The 16,910-nt window shown below is 64.8% G+C and carries 13 protein-coding genes; 6 read left to right on the top strand and 7 right to left on the bottom strand.

The window, feature by feature from the left end:
• Nucleotides 1-524: UDP-2,3-diacylglucosamine diphosphatase (locus ABNS06_RS11785; RefSeq protein ID WP_348674795.1), on the bottom strand; the 524-nt coding region annotated here is incomplete at its 3' end.
• A 200-nt stretch (nt 525-724) separates the two neighbouring features.
• On the opposite strand from ABNS06_RS11785, the gene ABNS06_RS11780 reads away from it, so the two are divergent.
• A complete protein-coding gene (locus ABNS06_RS11780; RefSeq protein WP_348674794.1) occupies nt 725-2,218 on the top strand; it encodes a PAS domain S-box protein in 1,494 nt (497 codons plus the stop codon).
• Between the two features lie 45 nt (nt 2,219-2,263).
• On the opposite strand, the gene ABNS06_RS11775 is transcribed toward ABNS06_RS11780, so the two are convergent.
• The 3 genes from ABNS06_RS11775 to ABNS06_RS11765 all read right to left on the bottom strand — a co-directional run bounded on the left by ABNS06_RS11775 (nt 2,264) and on the right by ABNS06_RS11765 (nt 6,200).
• On the bottom strand, nt 2,264-4,048 hold the full coding sequence (locus ABNS06_RS11775; RefSeq protein ID WP_348674793.1) for a DEAD/DEAH box helicase: 1,785 nt from the start codon (nt 4,046-4,048) through the stop codon (nt 2,264-2,266).
• 188 nt (nt 4,049-4,236) lie between these two features.
• Nucleotides 4,237-5,082: an S-formylglutathione hydrolase gene (gene fghA / locus ABNS06_RS11770; protein WP_348674792.1), complete on the bottom strand. Its 846-nt coding sequence runs from the start codon at nt 5,080-5,082 to the stop codon at nt 4,237-4,239.
• Complete coding sequence (locus ABNS06_RS11765) at nt 5,082-6,200, bottom strand: S-(hydroxymethyl)glutathione dehydrogenase/class III alcohol dehydrogenase (protein ID WP_348674791.1); 1,119 nt, start codon at nt 6,198-6,200, stop codon at nt 5,082-5,084. The genes fghA and ABNS06_RS11765 overlap by 1 nt, the downstream gene beginning before the upstream one ends.
• 130 nt (nt 6,201-6,330) lie before the next feature.
• Here ABNS06_RS11765 and purT point away from each other — a divergent pair, with 130 nt between their 5' ends.
• On the top strand, nt 6,331-7,527 hold the full coding sequence (gene purT / locus ABNS06_RS11760) for a formate-dependent phosphoribosylglycinamide formyltransferase (protein ID WP_348674790.1): 1,197 nt from the start codon (nt 6,331-6,333) through the stop codon (nt 7,525-7,527).
• Between the two features lie 9 nt (nt 7,528-7,536).
• On the opposite strand, the gene ABNS06_RS11755 is transcribed toward purT, so the two are convergent.
• Nucleotides 7,537-9,726 carry an FAD-dependent oxidoreductase gene (locus ABNS06_RS11755; RefSeq protein WP_348674789.1) on the bottom strand — a complete coding sequence of 730 codons (2,190 nt, stop codon included), beginning with the start codon at nt 9,724-9,726 and terminating at the stop codon, nt 7,537-7,539.
• A gap of 147 nt (nt 9,727-9,873) precedes the next feature.
• Between ABNS06_RS11755 and ABNS06_RS11750 the strand changes: the two genes are divergently transcribed.
• The 4 genes from ABNS06_RS11750 to ABNS06_RS11735 are packed head-to-tail and all read left to right on the top strand — an operon-like array spanning nt 9,874 to nt 14,150.
• Nucleotides 9,874-11,103, top strand: a complete 1,230-nt coding sequence (locus ABNS06_RS11750; protein WP_348674788.1) for an efflux RND transporter periplasmic adaptor subunit — start codon at nt 9,874-9,876, stop codon at nt 11,101-11,103.
• Nucleotides 11,104-11,126: 23 nt separating this feature from the next.
• Nucleotides 11,127-11,822 (top strand): ABC transporter ATP-binding protein, encoded by a 696-nt coding sequence (locus ABNS06_RS11745; RefSeq protein WP_348674787.1) that lies wholly within the window; start codon nt 11,127-11,129, stop codon nt 11,820-11,822.
• A complete protein-coding gene (locus ABNS06_RS11740; protein WP_348674786.1) occupies nt 11,819-12,967 on the top strand; it encodes an FtsX-like permease family protein in 1,149 nt (382 codons plus the stop codon). Before ABNS06_RS11745 ends, ABNS06_RS11740 begins: the two co-directional genes overlap by 4 nt.
• A gap of 4 nt (nt 12,968-12,971) precedes the next feature.
• Complete coding sequence (locus tag ABNS06_RS11735) at nt 12,972-14,150, top strand: ABC transporter permease (protein WP_348674785.1); 1,179 nt, start codon at nt 12,972-12,974, stop codon at nt 14,148-14,150.
• Between the two features lie 104 nt (nt 14,151-14,254).
• Here the strand turns inward: ABNS06_RS11735 and ABNS06_RS11730 are convergent, their stop codons facing one another.
• Together ABNS06_RS11730 and ABNS06_RS11725 are read right to left on the bottom strand one after the other, a co-directional pair.
• Nucleotides 14,255-15,694 carry an oligosaccharide flippase family protein gene (locus ABNS06_RS11730; protein WP_348674784.1) on the bottom strand — a complete coding sequence of 480 codons (1,440 nt, stop codon included), beginning with the start codon at nt 15,692-15,694 and terminating at the stop codon, nt 14,255-14,257.
• 92 nt (nt 15,695-15,786) lie between these two features.
• On the bottom strand, nt 15,787-16,842 hold the full coding sequence (locus ABNS06_RS11725) for a hypothetical protein (RefSeq protein ID WP_348674783.1): 1,056 nt from the start codon (nt 16,840-16,842) through the stop codon (nt 15,787-15,789).
• Between the last annotated feature and the right edge of the window lie 68 nt (nt 16,843-16,910).

Here is a 16,910-nt window from a genome sequence, read left to right as displayed (position 1 = left end):
TTGGCGAAGTTCGACAGCGACCAGTAGCCGAGACCGAACTTGCGGCGGAAGAAGTTGATGTAACGGTTGGATGCAATCAGCGCCTCGTAGGCCACGTCGCCGGCCAGCGCGATCGTGCGGTGATAGCGGGTGATCACGTCGAACAGATCACCGTGGAGAATCAGCAGGCGGCGCCCGTCCACCGTTTCGTGGACCGCCTCGTTGACGACGCGGATGTTGCCCAGCGTCAGACGGTAGTCGACAAACTTGCGGAGGAACTCGTCATGGTTCCCCGTGACATAGTGCACCCGCGTGCCGCGCTTGGACTTCGTGAGGATCTTGCGCACGACATTGGTATGCTCCTGCGGCCAGAAGAACTGTTTCTTGAGCTTCCAGCCGTCGACGATATCGCCGACCAGGTACAGATCTTCGCAGGTCACACCCTTCAGGAAGCGGGTCAGCTTCTCGGCCTGGCATCCGGCGGTCCCCAGATGGACATCCGAGATAAAGACGGTGCGGTAGTGGGTGCGCTCAGATTCGGCCATGGCGGATACACGTCGGGCAGATTGATCCGGCCATGGTCACCGGCGCACATGACACTGAGGCGACAATGCGGTGACCCTTTCGTGACAACAACCCTGTCGACTCGCGATCTTCGTCAAGACCGTGGACAATGGCGTCGCTCGGTGAGGTCTGGCCGCCTGGCCGGGCAAAAACACGCCGTGGACCCCGGGGACATAGGACCATGACAACATCCCGCGCTCAGTTGGACGAACAACTGGAACTCGTCTGGTTCCGACAGATCGTCGAACGCGCACCGGATGCCATCGTCGTCATCGACAGCAGTGGCAAGATCATCCTGGTCAACCGGCAGACCGAGCGTCTGTTCGGATATGCCCGCGCCGACATGCTGGGCGCCCAGCTGGAGATGCTGGTTCCCGAGCAGTACCGCGACGGGCATGCCCGATTTCGCGATGCGTACTTTCTCGAACCCAAGGTCCGCGAAATGGGCGCCGGCCTGGAACTCAGCGGCCGCAAGCAGGACGGCACCGAATTCCCGATCGAGATCAGCCTGAGCCCGCTGGACACCGAGCGCGGGCTGTTCGCTGCGGCGGCCATTCGTGACGCCACTCACCGACGCAAGGCCCAGCGCCAGTTCCGGAATCTGCTGGAGGCCGCGCCCGACGCGATGGTGATCATCGACAGCTCTGGCGACATTGCCCTGGTCAACGCCCAGGCCGTCGGAATGTTCGGTTTCGCGCGCGAAGAGATGATCGGCCAGAAGGTGGAGATGCTGATCCCCGAGCACCTGCGCGGCTCCCACTCCGGACACCGCGACCGGTATTTCGAAAGCCCCAAGGTCCGCGAAATGGGTGCCGGCCTGGAACTCAGCGGGCGCCGCAAGGATGGCAGCGAATTCCCGATCGAGATCAGCTTGTCACCGCTGGAAACCGATGACGGCATGTTCGCGACCGCGGCGGTCCGCGACATCACCGACCGCAAGTTCGCCCAGCGCAAGCTCACCGAATACGCCCGCACGCTGGAAGCCAGCAATGTGCAGCTCGAGCAGTTCGCCTACATCGCCTCCCACGATCTGCAAGCGCCGCTGCGCAACATCGTCGGCTTCAACGAGTTGTTGCGCCGCAAGCTGTCGGCGCATGCCGCCGCGGACGATCTGGAACTGTTCGACATCATCGACGAATGCGCCCGGCGCATGCAGGCACTGATCGACGGCCTGCTGGCGCTGTCCCGGGTCAACCAGACCAAGGTCGACTGGAAGCCGATTCCGCTGCAGCAAATCGTCGACCATGCCTGCCTGCAACTGCAGAGCACGCTGTCGGACGCTGGCGCCACGGTCACGACGGACCCACTACCGACCGTGGAAGGCGACGAGTCGCTGCTGACCCAGCTGATGCAGAACCTGATCAGCAACGCCATCAAGTTTCAGCCGGCGGGCTCCAAGCCGCAGGTACACATCAGCGCACAGGAAGACGAACTGGGCCGACAGGTCATCCAGGTTCGTGACAATGGCATCGGCATCGATCCCGAGCAGATCCAGAGCATCTTCACGATGTTCCGTCGCCTGCACACCACTGACGACTACGCGGGCACCGGAATCGGCCTGTCGATCTGCCAGAAGATCGTCGATCTGCACGGCGGGCAGATCCGCGCGGAATCCCAGCCCGGCGAGGGGACATCGTTCTATCTCGCGCTCCCGGGCGCCGCGCCAAAGGCGTGACGCCTGGCGACACCCGTCGCCCCGTCTTGAACGACAGTCGCCGATCTAGCGCTTGCGCTTCGCCGCCGACGCCGGACGCTTCTTCTTTTTCACGGCGCCTTTCGGTTTGGATTTCGGCTTGCCACCCTTGCCAGCCGACGGCGACTCGGCGGGCGCACCGGACGGCCGCTCCTCGAACACGCGGATCGACAGTTTCTGCCCGCAGACCCGCACGCCCTTGAGATGCTGGAAGATCTCCTTGGGCATCCCCTTGGGAAGATCGACCACGGAAAACCGCTCCCGCAATTCAACGCGTCCGATCGTGCCGGCGTCGATGCCGGCCTCGTTCGCGATCGCACCGACGATATTGCCAGGCTTCACCGCGTGCTCCCGACCCACCGCGATCCAGTACCGGTCGTAGCCATCGGGAACCGCCCGCTGCCCGCGCTCCCGACGGCGGGCACGCTTGTCCGCCGTCGCTTTCGCCGCGGTTGGCGGCACCTTGATCTCGTCCGACGCGCTCAGCAGAAACGGTTGACCACGGTTCAGCTCCGCTGCCAGCGACGCCGCCAGATCGGCGACGCTCATGCCGGTGTCATCGGCCATCTGCTCCACCAGGGACCGGTAGGCATCCAGGCCCGCCGCATGGTGTTCGCGCAGCCGCTCGGCCAGACGCTGACGCCGCATGGCGTTCACCGTCTCCACGGTGGGTAGCGCCATCGGCTCCACCGTGCTGCGGGTGACCTTGCCGATCAGCGACAGCATGCGCTGCTCGCGCGGCTGCACGAACAGGATGGCCACTCCGGCGCGCCCGGCACGCCCGGTCCGACCGATGCGGTGCACGTAGACCTCGGGATCGCCGGGCATGTCGTAGTTGAAGACATGACTGATCCGCTCGACATCCAGCCCCCGCGCCGCGACATCCGTGGCAACGACCACGTGAATCCGTCCGTCGCGCAGCCGCTGCACCGTCTGTTCGCGCTGTTCCTGGGTCAGGTCACCACTCAGCGCCTCGGCCGCCAGTCCCCGCGCGCGAAGAAAATCGGCAACATCACCGGTCGCCGCCTTGGTCCGCACGAACACCATCGCGGCATCCACCGGCTCGACCTCCAGCAAACGCGCCAGCAACTCCGGCTTCTGCGCGGCGGACACCTTGACGAAACGCTGCTCGATCGTCGCGGCGGCCTTGGTCTCCTGCTTGACCCGAACCTGAACCGGTTCGCTCAGATGCTCGTTGGCGATCCGCTCGATCGGCTTGGGCATCGTCGCGGAGAACAGCGCGATCTGCCGGTCGTCGGGTGTATGACTCAGCACCCACTCGACGTCGTCGATGAACCCCATGCGGAGCATTTCATCGGCTTCGTCGAGCACCAGCATCTTCAGCTGCGAGACATCCAGCGCGCCCTTGCGCATGTGATCCATGACCCGCCCCGGCGTGCCGACGACGATATCGACACCGGCACGCAGCGCCCGGGTCTGCGGCGGATACGGAGCACCGCCGTAGACCGACACCACGCGACACCCCGACAGGCCGGCGGCATAGGTTTCGAAGGCCTCGGCCACCTGCTGGGCAAGCTCTCGCGTCGGCGCCAGCACCAGCGCGGACGGCGCGCGTCGCCCGGACGGTGCCGGCTCTTCCGAAAGCATGGCCAGCAGCGGCAACGCGAACGCCGCTGTCTTGCCGGTGCCCGTCTGCGCCAGGCCCAGGACATCGCGCCCTTCCAGCAGCAGCGGGATCGCCTGCGCCTGGATCGGGGACGGCGTGGAATAGCCCAGTGACGTCACCGTGGTGACGAGAGCGTCGGGCAGGCCGAGCGCGGCAAAGCCTGACGGCGAGGAATCAGTGTCCAAGGGAAATCTCGGGGGTGCGTCGACGCGAGGCCGCGTCGGGACAACCGGTTGAGGTCGTCAGAAAGACCCGACGGGCCGGTCAGACCGTGGCCGTCGGAACAACAAGCCGCACAGTATACGGCGACACACCACACCGGTCACTCAACGGCCCGGCGCCGCCGCGGTTCATCACCCGGGCCAGCGACACGCTACGCGGTGATCGCCGCGTAGTGAAAGCGCAGGTGATCCTCGATGAAGCTGGCGATGAAGTAGTAGCTGTGATCGTAACCGCCATGCATGCGAATCATGGCGGGATAACCGGCCTCCTCGCAGGCCGCCTCCAGGCGCTCGGTCTTGAGTTGCTCCTCCAGGAAGTTGTCCGCCGAGCCCTGATCGACCAGCAGCGGCAGATGATGCTCGGTGCGCCCGATCAACGCCACGGTGTCGTACTCGGCCCACGCGGCCGGATCATCACCGAGATACGCGCCCAGCGCCTTCTGTCCCCAGGGCACACCGGCCGGGTTGACGATGGGCGAAAACGCCGACGTCGACCGATACCGCTCCGGATTGCGCAGCGCGATCATCAGAGCGCCATGTCCGCCCATGGAGTGGCCGGCAATCGCGCGGCGGCCATCCAGCGGCAACGCGGACTCGACCAGCGCCGGCAGCTCGTCCACCACGTAGTCGTACATCCGATAGTGGGTGGACCACGGCGACTGCGTGGCGTTGACGTAGAACCCGGCGCCCAGGCCGAAGTCGTAGGCGCCCTCGGGGTCGTCCGGCACACCTTCGCCTCGCGGGCTGGTGTCCGGCATGACCAGCGCCAGCCCGAGCTGGGCCGCGACGCGCTGAGCACCGGCCTTGGTGGAGAAATTCTCGTCCGTGCAGGTCAGGCCGGACAACCAGTACAACACCGGCACGGGCCGCTCGCTGACCTGCGGAGGCAGGTACACCGAAAACGTCATTCGGCATTGGGTTACCGCCGAGTCGTGCTGGTAACGGCGTTGCTCGCCACCGAAGACGAGCTTGGTATCGACCAGTTCGAGATCAGACATCAGTAGTGAATCACCGAGCGAATGGATTGGCCCTCGTGCATCAGGTCGAAGGCAGTGTTGATCTCTTCCAGCGGCATGGTGTGGGTGATGAAGGTGTCCAGTTCGAACTCGCCGTCCATGTAGCGCTGCACGTAATCCGGCAGTTCGCTCCACCCCTTGACGCCACCGAAGGCCGTGCCGCGCCAGACGCGACCGGTAACCAGCTGGAACGGCCGCGTGGAAATTTCCTCGCCGGCACCGGCCACGCCGATGATCACCGACTCGCCCCAGCCCTTGTGGCAGCACTCCAGCGCCGATCGCATCACATGGACGTTGCCGATGCATTCGAAGGAGTAGTCGACGCCGCCATCGGTCATGTCGACGATGACCTCCTGGATCGGCTTGTCGTAGTCCTTGGGATTGACCACGTCGGTCGCGCCCAGCTGCCGGGCGATCGGGAACTTCGATTCGTTGATGTCGATGGCGATGATGCGACCCGCCTTGGCCATGGTCGCGCCGATGATCGCCGACAGACCAATGCCACCCAGACCGAAGATGGCCACCGTATCGCCGGGCTGCACCTTGGCCGTGTTCATCACCGCGCCCATACCGGTGGTCACGCCACAGCCGAGCAGGCAGACCTTCTCCAGCGGTGCATCCTTGCTGATCTTCGCCAACGCGATTTCCGGCAGCACCGTGTACTCGGAGAAGGTCGACGTTCCCATGTAGTGAAAGATCGGCTGCCCGTCGATGGAAAAGCGCGACGTGCCGTCGGGCATCAAGCCCTTGCCCTGAGTGGCACGGATGGCCTGACAGAGATTGGTCTTGCCGGACGTGCAGAATTTGCACTCGCCGCATTCCGGCGTGTAGAGCGGGATGACGTGATCGCCCACCGAGACGCGGGTCACGCCCTCGCCCACGGCCTCGACGACGCCACCACCCTCGTGGCCGAGGATGGACGGAAAGATGCCTTCCGGGTCGGCGCCGGACAGCGTGTAGGCATCGGTATGGCAGACTCCGGTCGCTACCAGACGCACCAGCACTTCGCCCGCCTTGGGCGGTGCAAGGTCCACGGTTTCGATACTCAGCGGCTTGCCCGCCTCCCAGGCCACTGCCGCGCGCGTCTTGATGACATCCATCTCCAGCTTTCTCCAATTCCTGTTTGTGGCCGGAGTGTAGGGAATCGGGGTCGCGATCTCACGCGTAGAAGCACGTATCCGACCGACTTGCTAAATTTCGCCGCCCCGACGACACGCAGGTCCGCAGCACATGAGCCAGCCCAGCCCCGCCATCGGCACGCCGTTCTCCCCTCATGCAACCCGCCTGATGCTGCTTGGCAGCGGCGAGCTGGGCAAGGAAGTCGCCATCGAGGCTCAGCGACTCGGCCTGGAAGTGATCGCGGTGGACGGCTACGCCAACGCGCCGGCGATGCAGGTCGCCGATCGCTCGCACGTGGTCAGCATGCTGGATGCCGCGGCACTGCGCCGCGTGATCGAAACCGAACGGCCGGATTTCATCGTGCCGGAGATCGAGGCCATCGCCACCGCCGAACTGATCGAACTCGAAAAGGAAGGCTGGAACGTCATCCCCACGGCGCGCGTGGCCAATCTGACCATGGACCGCGAGGGCATCCGCCGGCTGGCCGCGGAAACGCTGGAGCTTCAGACATCTCCATACCGCTTCGCCGACAGCCTCGCCGAGGTGCGCGCCGCCGTCGACGCGGTCGGCCTGCCCTGCGTGATCAAGCCGGTGATGAGCAGCTCCGGCAAAGGCCAGAGCGTCATCCGGAGCGAAGCAGACATCGAGCCGGCCTGGACCTATGCGCAGGCCGGTGGCCGTGCCGGCGCCGGTCGCGTCATCGTCGAGGGCTTTGTCGATTTCGACTACGAGATCACGCTACTGACCGTGCGCCATTCGGGCGGCATCAGCTTCTGCGCCCCGATCGGTCATCGGCAGGAGGACGGCGATTACCGCGAGTCCTGGCAGCCGAATCCGATGTCCCAAATGGCACTGTCCCGCGCCCAGGACATCGCTCGCTCGATCACCGATGCCCTGGGCGGGTTCGGTGTGTTCGGTGTCGAGTTGTTCGTGAAAGACGACACCGTGTGGTTCTCCGAAGTCTCTCCGCGCCCGCATGACACCGGCATGGTCACGATGATCTCCCAGGATCTCAGCCAGTTCGCGCTGCACGTGCGCGCCATTCTCGGCCAGCCCGTGCCGGCGATCCGCCAGCTTGGGCCATCAGCCTCCGCGGCGCTGCTGGTCGAAGGTGACATCCAGGCCCCACGTTTCGGCAACCTGGATCAGGCACTCACCGAGCCAGGCACCCAGCTCCGCCTGTTCGGCAAGCCGGCGGTGAAGGGACGCCGTCGCATGGGCGTTGCGCTGGCGACGGACGACACCGTGGAGACTGCTCGCGACAAGGCGATTCGAGTCCGCGAGGCGTTGGGCGTCGTCACCGACTGACGTCGAGACTCAATGGGCGTCACCGCGCGCCTGGATCTCGCCAACCGACGGCCGGTCCCCACCCCCGCCCTTACGGCGCCAGTCATGAAAGCGCTCGACCCAGCGTAGAACGCCTTCGGGCTTGTGCGCGTTCTTCCACTGGCCGGCCGCGTACTTGTTCGCCTCCGACAGCGTCGGATAGACGTGGATGGTGCCCATGATCTTGTTCAGCCCGAGGCCATGGCGCATGGCCAGCGTGTATTCGGCCAGCAATTCGGCGGCGTGTTCGCCGACGATGGTCACACCAAGAATCTTGTCCTTGCCGGGCACGGTCAGCACCTTGACGAAGCCGTGGGCTTCGGAGTCGGCAATGGCCCGGTCGAGGTCGTCGATGCCGTAGGTGGTGACCTCGTAGGCGACGCCCGCCTCCTTGGCCGAAGTCTCGTTGTGACCGACATGGGCAACCTCCGGATCGGTGAAGGTCGCCCAGGGCACGACGGAGTAGTCGACCCGGAACCGCTTGAACTGACCGAACAGCGCATTGACCGCGGCGTACCAGGCCATGTGCGAGGCGGTGTGGGTGAACTGGTAGGGCCCGGCCACATCGCCCGCGACGAAGATGTTCGGGTATTTCGTACGCAGGAAATCGTCGGCGACGATGGTGCGGTCGGTTTCGATCCCCAGCGTTTTCAGGCCGTAGCCGGTCAGCCGCGCCTTGCGGCCGAGCGCCAGCAAGACGCGGTCGAAGGCGATGCGCTGCTCGTCACCCTCCGGGGTCTCCACGACAAGCTGCGGCTGACCATCCACGATCTCCACCGCCTTGCCCCGATGGCCGGTCCGGACGTCGATCCCCTCGCGGCGAAAGCGCTCGGCGACCGCATCGCAGACCTCGGGATCCTCCCGACCCATGATCCGCTCGGCCATTTCGACCTGGGTGACCCGCGCACCCAGTCGGGAGAACGCCTGCGACAGCTCGCAGCCGATCGGCCCGCCGCCCAGCACGAGCAGGCGCTCCGGCAGTTCACGCAGGTTCCACACGGTGTCCGAGGTCAGGTACTCGACCTGGTCCAGGCCGGGAATCGGCGGCACCAGGGGCTCCGCACCAGCGGCGATGATGATGGATCGCGTGGTCAGCACGCGGCCGTCGACCTCCACCGTCCAGGGCGAGGTGATCGTGGCGCGACCCTGGATCACCTCCACGCCCATGCCCTCGTAGCGCTCCACCGAATCATGCGGCTCGATGTCGCGGATCACCCGCTGCACCCGCTCCATGATGTCGGCGAACTCGACCGTGGCCGAGGCGTCTCGAATGCCAAATTCCTGCGACCTTGCGATCTGCGACAGCAGCTTGGCGGACTTGAGAATCGCCTTGGACGGCACGCAGCCGAAGTTGAGGCAGTCACCTCCCATCTTGTGCTGCTCGATGAGCGTGACCTTGGCCCGCGTCACCGCGCCAATGTAGGCGCTGACCAGCCCGGCCGCGCCACCGCCGATGACGACCAGATTCCGATCGAATGATTTCGGCTTGTCCCAGCCCTTGTACACGCGACGTGCCTTGATCCAATCCATGAGCTTCTTGGCAATCAACGGAAAAATGCCCAGCAGCACGAAGGAACCGATCAGACCCGGTGAGGCGATGTCGCCGAGACTGGAAATCTGCGACAGCTGCGTCCCGGCGTTTACGTAGACCACGGTGCCCGCCAGCATTCCGGCCCAGCTCACGACCGCGTAGGTGACGGTGCGGATCGGCGTCAGTCCCATCGCCAGGTTTATGACGAAGAACGGGAATGCCGGCACCAGGCGCAATCCGAACAGATAGAACGCGCCGTCCTTTTCCACGCCGCGATTGATCGCCTCCAGCCGCTTGCCGTATTTCGCCTGGACCGTGTCCCGCAGCAGAAAGCGGGCGATCAGAAAGGCCAGCGTCGCCCCGGTGGTCGACGCAATCGATGCCAGCACGGTGCCGATCACCACACCGAAGATGGCCCCGGCTGCGAGCGTAAGAATCGCCGCGCCCGGCAGCGACAGCGCGGTGACAGCGACGTAGACGCCGACGAAACCCAGCGCGGTGGCGAGCGGGTTCGCATCGTAGAACGCGGCGATCGCGGCTTGCTGATCCTTGATGAAGGCCAGCGAAAAAAAGCGACCCAGATCCAACGCAAAGAAGGCCGCGATGGCGGCCACGATGGCTATCAATAGAACTACGCGCGAACGCGTCATGCGACTCTCCCTGTCCTCGCCGTGTGCGCAATAGACCCGATCAGCAACGGCGGCTTGTCATGCGAGTCTTGAGTATAGGTCCCTAAGTCGTCATCAAACCCCGGCATAATGGCGCGAGGGATTCAGGGAGTGACCGAGTTCGCCGTCATGAGCGACAAATCCGAATTGCTGGCTTCGCTCAAGATCGAGCGGGAACCCGAAACGGACCGCGGCGGTTCGAAATGGATCGCCCTGACGCTGATCGCCCTGGTGCTGATCGCTGTCATCGCAACCGCCGGCTGGTCGCTCACACGCGGCGGCGACGCCGTGGCGATCCGCACGGCCATCGCGACATCGGCCTCTTCGCGTTCGACCGCCGGCCTGTCGGTGCTGGATGCCTCCGGCTATATCGTCGCCCGGCGCAGTGCCACGGTCTCCGCCAAGATCACCGGCAAGGTCACCGAGGTGATGATCGAGGAAGGCCAGCGGGTCGAGGCCGGCGACATCATCGCCACGCTGGAAGATACCAACGAAGGCGCCCAGCTCGCGCTGGCGCAGGCGCAACTCGCCGCGGCGCGCAGTGAACTGGCGCAGCTGGAAGTCCGACTGCGGGACGCCCGCCGCATCGACCAGCGCAACCGCGAGCTCGCCGCACAGGGTCTGGTCAGCGAGGCGGTGCGCGACAGCGCCCACGCCGACGCCGAAGCACTGGCCGCACAACTGGAAGCCGCCAAGGAGAGCGTCAAGGTGGCCGAACGCAGCGTGGACGTGCGCCAGCGCCAGCTGGATGAAACCGTCGTGCGGGCACCGTTCTCCGGCATCGTCACCGTGAAGGCCGCGCAGGTCGGCGAAATCGTCTCGCCGCTATCGGCCGGCGGCGGCTTCACCCGTACCGGCATCGGCACCATCGTCGACATGGATTCGCTGGAGATCGAGGTCGACGTCAACGAGAACTTCATCAACCGCGTCACGCCGGACCAGAACGCTCAGGCGACGCTGAACGCCTACCCGGACTGGAAGATCCCGGCGCGCGTGATCGCCGTGATTCCAACCGCCGATCGCAGCAAGGCGACCATCAAGGTGCGCGTCGCGATTCTGGAGAAGGACGCGCGGATCCTGCCGGAGATGGGCGTACGCGTCGCGTTTCTCGGCGAGGATGCACCGGCCGAGGAATCGTTGAAAGGCGTGTTCGTGCCGCGTCAGTCAGTGCTGGAGGACGAAGGGCAGCCCGTGGTCTTTCTCGTCCGCGGGAACCAGGTCGAACGCCGGGCCGTGACCACGGGCTTGACGCGAGGCGACCGGATACAAATCGTGGCCGGACTGACACCGGGCGACCGGGTAGCAACCGGGCCGGTGAGTGAGTTGTCGGACGGCGCCGCCGTCACCATTGGCGACTAGCGCGCCGGGAAGGGAGCAAGAACATGAGTGATGCGTTGGTCAGTCTGCGCGGGGTCACCAAGTCCTACACGCGCGGCAAGGAAACGGTTCAGGTGCTCGAGGCGCTGGACCTCGACATCGCCCAGGGCGACTTTCTCGCGCTGATGGGTCCCAGCGGTTCGGGCAAGACCACGTTGCTCAACATCATCGGCGGCCTGGACAAGCCGAGCGGTGGCGAAATCAAGGTCAACGGTGAACGCATCGACACGCTGTCCTCCGGCAAGCTCGCCAAGTGGCGGGCGGATCATGTCGGCTTCGTGTTCCAGTTCTACAACCTGCTGCCGGTGCTTTCGGCCCAGCGCAACGTCGAGCTGCCGCTGCTGCTGACCAAGCTGTCCGCGAGCAAACGCAAGGAACACGCGCAGGTTGCGCTGGATATCGTCGGGCTGAAGGATCGCGCCAAGCACAAGCCAAACGAGCTGTCCGGCGGTCAGGCACAGCGCGTGGCGATCGCCCGCGCGCTGGTCGGCGACCCCACGCTGCTGGTCTGCGACGAACCAACCGGAGACCTGGATCGTGCCACCGCCGATGAAATCCTGACCCTGCTGCAGGAGCTGAACCGCACGCACGGCAAGACCATCATCATGGTCACCCACGACCCCAAGGCCGCCGAATACGCAACCCACACCCTGCATCTGGACAAGGGTCGGCTGGTCGAATCCGCCGAGGCCGCGGGGTGAAATTCTTTCCGCTGATCTGGGCTTCGCTGTGGCGCAAGAAGGCACGCACGCTGCTCACGCTGCTGTCCATCGTGGTCGCCTTCCTGCTGTTCGGCATGCTCCAGGGAGTCAACAGCGCCATCAATCGTGGCGTCGAACTGGCCAACGTCGATCGCCTGATCACGATCAACAAGCTGTCACTCACCGAACCACTGCCGATCTCCTACCTCAACCAGATTCGCGCCGTGCCCGGTGTGGAAGGCGTGGCCTACGCGACCTGGTTCGGCTCGTACTACCAGGAACCGCAGCAGTTCGTGTTCGGCTCGCCGGTTGACCCGGAGCTCTACCTTCCGCTGGTCCCGGAGCTGGAGATTTCCGACGAGGCGGTGAACAAGTTGAAGCAGACGCGTACCGGCGCCGTCGTCGGCCAGGCGCTGATGGACAAGTACAGCTGGTCGGTGGGCGACCGCATCCCGATCCAGTCGTCGATCTGGACCAAGTCGTCGGACGGCACATCGAACTGGGAGTTCGACATCGTCGGCACGTACACGGTCCCCAGCGACGTGAACCAGGAGCAGGGCTTTCTGTTCAATCACACCTACTTCGACGAGGCCCGCGCCTTCGGCAACGGCACCGTGGGCTGGTACCTGATCAGAGTCGGCGACCCGACGCAGGCGGCGCAGGTCGCCCAGGCCGTGGATGCACTGTTCGCGAACTCGCCGGCGGAAACCAAGACCCAGAGCGAAAAGGAGTTCTCGCAGTCGTTCATCAAGCAGTTTGGCGACATCAATTTCATCGTCACCGCGATCCTCGGTGCGGTGTTCTTCACGCTGCTGTTCCTGACCGGCAACACCATGATGCAGTCGGTGCGCGAGCGCGTGCCCGAACTCGCGGTGCTCAAGACTTTGGGCTTCACCGACAGCACCGTGACGGTCTTCGTCGTCATCGAGTCGCTGCTGCTATGCCTGTTCGCGGCGGTCATCGGCCTCGGCCTGTCCTCCCTGGCCTTCCCCGCGATGAAGGACGTGATCGGCGAGGCCAGCCTGCCGACCGATGTCATCATCGCGGGCCTGCTGGCGGCGATCCTGCTGGCGCTGATCATCGCGCTGATTCCGGCGTGGAGAACCCTGCGCCTGTCCATCGTCGACGCGCTGGCGGGGAGATAGCGGCATGCTGAAACAGACCATCGCCGTCACCGGCATGAACCTGAAGGCCCTGCCCCAGCGCCTGGGCACCTCCTCCGTCATCGTCATCGGCATCGCCGGTGTCGTCGCCGTGCTCGTCTCGGTGCTGGCGATGGTCGTCGGCTTCCGTGCCACGGTGGAAAACACCGGACGTGATGATCGCGCCCTGGTGCTGCGTGGCGGCTCCCAGGCCGAGATCAACAGCAGTCTGGCCCGCGAGGATGCGCAGACCATTCTCGACGCGGCGGGCCTGCGCCGCGATGCCGACGGCGAGGCCATCGCCTGCCCGGAAGTCGTCGTCATCATCAGCATGAAGACGATCAGCGACGGCTCGGACTCCAACGTGACCCTGCGCGGAACCTGCCCGAAACTCGAAACGCTGCGTCCGGAATTCAAGCTCGTCGCCGGGCGCATGTACGAACCGGCCGTGCGCGAGCTGATCGTCGGCGCCTCCGCGGCGCAGCAGTTCCGGAATCTCGGCATCGGCGACGAGATCGCGTTCCGTGACTCGTCGTGGACCGTGGTCGGACATTTCAGCACCGGTGGCGACAACCACGAATCCGAACTGCTGGCGGATAACGAAACCGTGCTCTCGGCCTACCGGCGCAACGGCTATCAGTCACTGACCGCGATGCTGGAATCACCCGACAGCTTCACGGCCTTCAAGGATGCTCTGACCACCAACCCGACACTCAAGGTCGATGTGCGCACGGAGCCGCAGTACTACGCCAAGCAGTCCGAGCAGCTGACCAAGGTGCTGAACTTCCTGGCCTATTTTGTCGGCGGCATCATGGCCGTCGGCGCCATGTTCGGCGCGCTGAACACCATGTACACCGCGGTCTCGACCCGCTCGGTGGAGATCGCCACGCTGCGCGCGCTGGGCTTCTCCAGCATGCCGGTGGTGATGTCGGTGATCGTCGAAGCCGTGGTGCTGGCGCTGATCGGAGGACTGATCGGCTCGGCGCTGGCGTGGCTGTTCTTCAACGGCAACGCCGTCTCCACACTGGGCGGCAACTTCAGCCAGGTCGTGTTCCGCCTGACCGTCAGCGGCGGCCTGGTCGTCACCGGCATCATCTGGGCCTGCGTGATCGGGCTGATCGGTGGCCTGTTCCCGGCCATCCGCGCCGCGCGGCTGCCCATCGCCGAGGCGTTGCGGGCGCACTGACCACCTGACGTCACCCAGGAAGCACCGCGGTGTGTTCATGCCGAGAAGCTTCGCTAGTTGTCGCACTCGGCAAAGGGGTGACGAACGCGGCGGCTTCGCCGCGCTCAGTGCCGGACCAGCAATGCCTGGAGGGTGGCTTTCACCGTGTGCGGAAACAAGCCCAGCGAGATGGCCGAATAGATCAGTGCACCGCCGATCACCTGCGCAGCCAACACCGCGATCAATGGCATCTCGTCGGGCATGTAGCCGGGCAACACGCTGACGACGACACCCATCACCACACCGGCCGTCATCGCGGGAACCAGGCTCCGCAGCAGCGAACCCACGGAGGCCAGGAACAACCCGCGATAGATCAGCAAGGCGGACGCGGCATCGGTCAGGTAGTACAGCAGTCTTGCGAGACCGATCGCCACGATGCCGAGCGGACTGCCGATGAGCAGCGCCAGCGCGAGCACAAGCAGATTGACGAAACTGACGTAGAAGCCCAGATCGGCGCGTCCACGCGCGGTCGCCGCGGTGTGCACGAACTCGAATGGCGACTGCAAGGCCACCGCAATCCCCAGGAGCACGGCGATCGTGATGGCCGGCGACCATCCTGGGCCAGCCAGCAGGCTGATCAAGCTGTCGGACGTCGCCGCCAGACCGAGGAACACGGGCACAAGAAACAAGGACGTCTGCGCCACGGCACGCGACATGGCCTGATTGAGCTCGGCGTCGGCATGTTGCAGGCGGGAAAACATCGACATGGAGATGTTGTGACTCGCGGAGCCGGTGATGCCGCGAATGGGCTCGATGATGCGCATCGCCATGTTCAGGTAGCCGTTGGCCGCCACGCCAAGTACGCCCGTCACGAGGGACTGGAACACCGCGTCGCTGAGCACCGTCAGCCCCCGATCTGCGGTGTGCCAACCGGCGAACCCACTCAGGTCTTTCAGATGACGGAGTGACCAGCGCGGCCAGATACGGATTCGGATGGACGCCACCAGGGTGGCGGCCAAGACGTAACGCGCAACCAGACGTACCGCGAGCAAACTCCAGACGCCCGCACCGTGGAACACCATCCACAGACCCACGACGGTCCCGCAAAGCAAACCCAGGAAATTGCCGGTCGCGATCGCCCGAAAGCGGCGGGCGCGTCGCGCGGCTGCGTTGTAGATCGCGACCGGGCCCTCGGCGAGCAGGATCAGTGAAAACAATGCGGTGAGCCCACCCATGGAACTCAGCATGGCGTCGCGCGCCGACGTGAGAAACACCGCCGAGGCAAGCCCGCTGATCAGCACCACAGCAAGCAGAAGCGCGGCTGCCAGACAGGCGCTGAAGTGCGCCTTGCGAACCACGCGGCGTTGCACCAGCCCTTCTTCAAACGGGGCGCAGACAATGATGGCCAGCACCTGCACCAGGGCAATGGTCAGCGCGGATCGACCAAAGTCCTCCTCACTCAACACGCGCGCGAAGATGATGGTCGAGCCAATCTGCAGAACGAATCGCCCGACCGCATCACCTCCCAGGTAAAGCAGCCATCTGGAGAGTTGCGAGAGCTTCATGCCAGACGAGGGCCCCCAGGGAGGCAAGCAAACGCGGGCGAACCCGTCAGCATGTCAGCGGCTGCTCGAATCGGCCGCCACCGGAGACAGCGCTACGCGTTGCCGCGGGGAGGCTCACTGAGATACCCGCGCTCGCCGTAGCGACGGCGGAAGTAACCACCCAGCAACGCCCGATCAATGCGCTTGAGCAATCCGCGGGCATCGAGTTCGCGCTGGCGTCGATGCAGCCTGTCGATCGAAGGTTTGAGATCGGTGCGCCCTCGTTGAAGCAGCAGCGGCAGCGTTTCGAGATAGTCCTGGTACTCAAGATCCATGTTCCCATGTTTCAGGAGTCGATCCGCATCCAGATGCTGAAACGGAAATAGCGAGCTCCCCTCCAGCGCGCCGAACGCCTCCAGCATCATCATCGTTCGCACGCATTTTTCGCAGGCGCCGCAGTTCAGGTATCCGTCGGGCGGCTGCACATCGCATACACGCAGGTTGGCAAGCGCAACTGGCGAGGCGGCGATTTCCCGCGTTTTGTCGAGCCGCGACCAATCGATACTGTCGTGTTCGACCGCGAGCGCATGACTGCTGAAGCAGGGATCGAGCAGCGGATGGGTCCCCCACGGTTCCATGGACTTCATGTGGTCGGATGAAGCAATCAGCACGCTATCCACGCGCTGATGCAACCCATGCGCAATGGAGGCCAGCGCGGCACCATTGAACGTGCGCGTCCAGTAGAAGTATCCGGGATCCCGATCCATCCAGTGGCGATAAATGTTGGTTTCGACCGTCAGCATCTCGACGCCGATCGACCGCAGCGTGTCGCTTAACAGCGCAGTCGCCGACTCGAAATTCTCCCGGCTGACCTCGCGCTGCAAACCGTAGATGCCAACGCACAGCCGAATTCGCCCCGGGTGACCCATCGGATACTGCCGGTGATTTCTCAGCAACGTGGCCCAGGAGTCGACTCCACCCGAGAAATAGCTTGCCGTGAGCGGCGTGCCGGCACCGGTGAGCTGGGCGACGCGATCCACTTCGATCTCAAGCGGCGCGTCACGAAACGCGAACCAGTGATTCAACCAGGCCAGCCCGAGCCTCACGTTGCGAAGCAAGGTTGGGCACACGGGTTGATCCAGCGCCAGCCGCAACTCACCAAACACCATGGCGGGAACCGCCGTCGCGACCAGCAGGGCATTGGCGGCGCCCTCCTCCGAGCATTCCATCCCGCCCC

The organism is uncultured Abyssibacter sp. (assembly GCF_964000955.1).
Taxonomy (GTDB): domain Bacteria; phylum Pseudomonadota; class Gammaproteobacteria; order Nevskiales; family OUC007; genus Abyssibacter.
This window is presented reverse-complemented; position numbering and strand designations above follow the sequence as displayed.

Coding starts and splice junctions, on each gene's coding strand:
- ABNS06_RS11725 (WP_348674783.1), bottom strand. CDS start 16,842: ATGGTGTTTGGTGAGTTGCGGCTGGCGCTGGATCAACCCGTGTGCCCA.
- ABNS06_RS11730 (WP_348674784.1), bottom strand. CDS start 15,694: ATGAAGCTCTCGCAACTCTCCAGATGGCTGCTTTACCTGGGAGGTGAT.
- ABNS06_RS11755 (WP_348674789.1), bottom strand. CDS start 9,726: ATGACGCGTTCGCGCGTAGTTCTATTGATAGCCATCGTGGCCGCCATC.
- ABNS06_RS11735 (WP_348674785.1), top strand. CDS start 12,972: ATGCTGAAACAGACCATCGCCGTCACCGGCATGAACCTGAAGGCCCTG.
- fghA (WP_348674792.1), bottom strand. CDS start 5,082: ATGTCTGATCTCGAACTGGTCGATACCAAGCTCGTCTTCGGTGGCGAG.
- purT (WP_348674790.1), top strand. CDS start 6,331: ATGAGCCAGCCCAGCCCCGCCATCGGCACGCCGTTCTCCCCTCATGCA.
- ABNS06_RS11765 (WP_348674791.1), bottom strand. CDS start 6,200: ATGGATGTCATCAAGACGCGCGCGGCAGTGGCCTGGGAGGCGGGCAAG.
- ABNS06_RS11750 (WP_348674788.1), top strand. CDS start 9,874: ATGAGCGACAAATCCGAATTGCTGGCTTCGCTCAAGATCGAGCGGGAA.
- ABNS06_RS11745 (WP_348674787.1), top strand. CDS start 11,127: ATGAGTGATGCGTTGGTCAGTCTGCGCGGGGTCACCAAGTCCTACACG.
- ABNS06_RS11780 (WP_348674794.1), top strand. CDS start 725: ATGACAACATCCCGCGCTCAGTTGGACGAACAACTGGAACTCGTCTGG.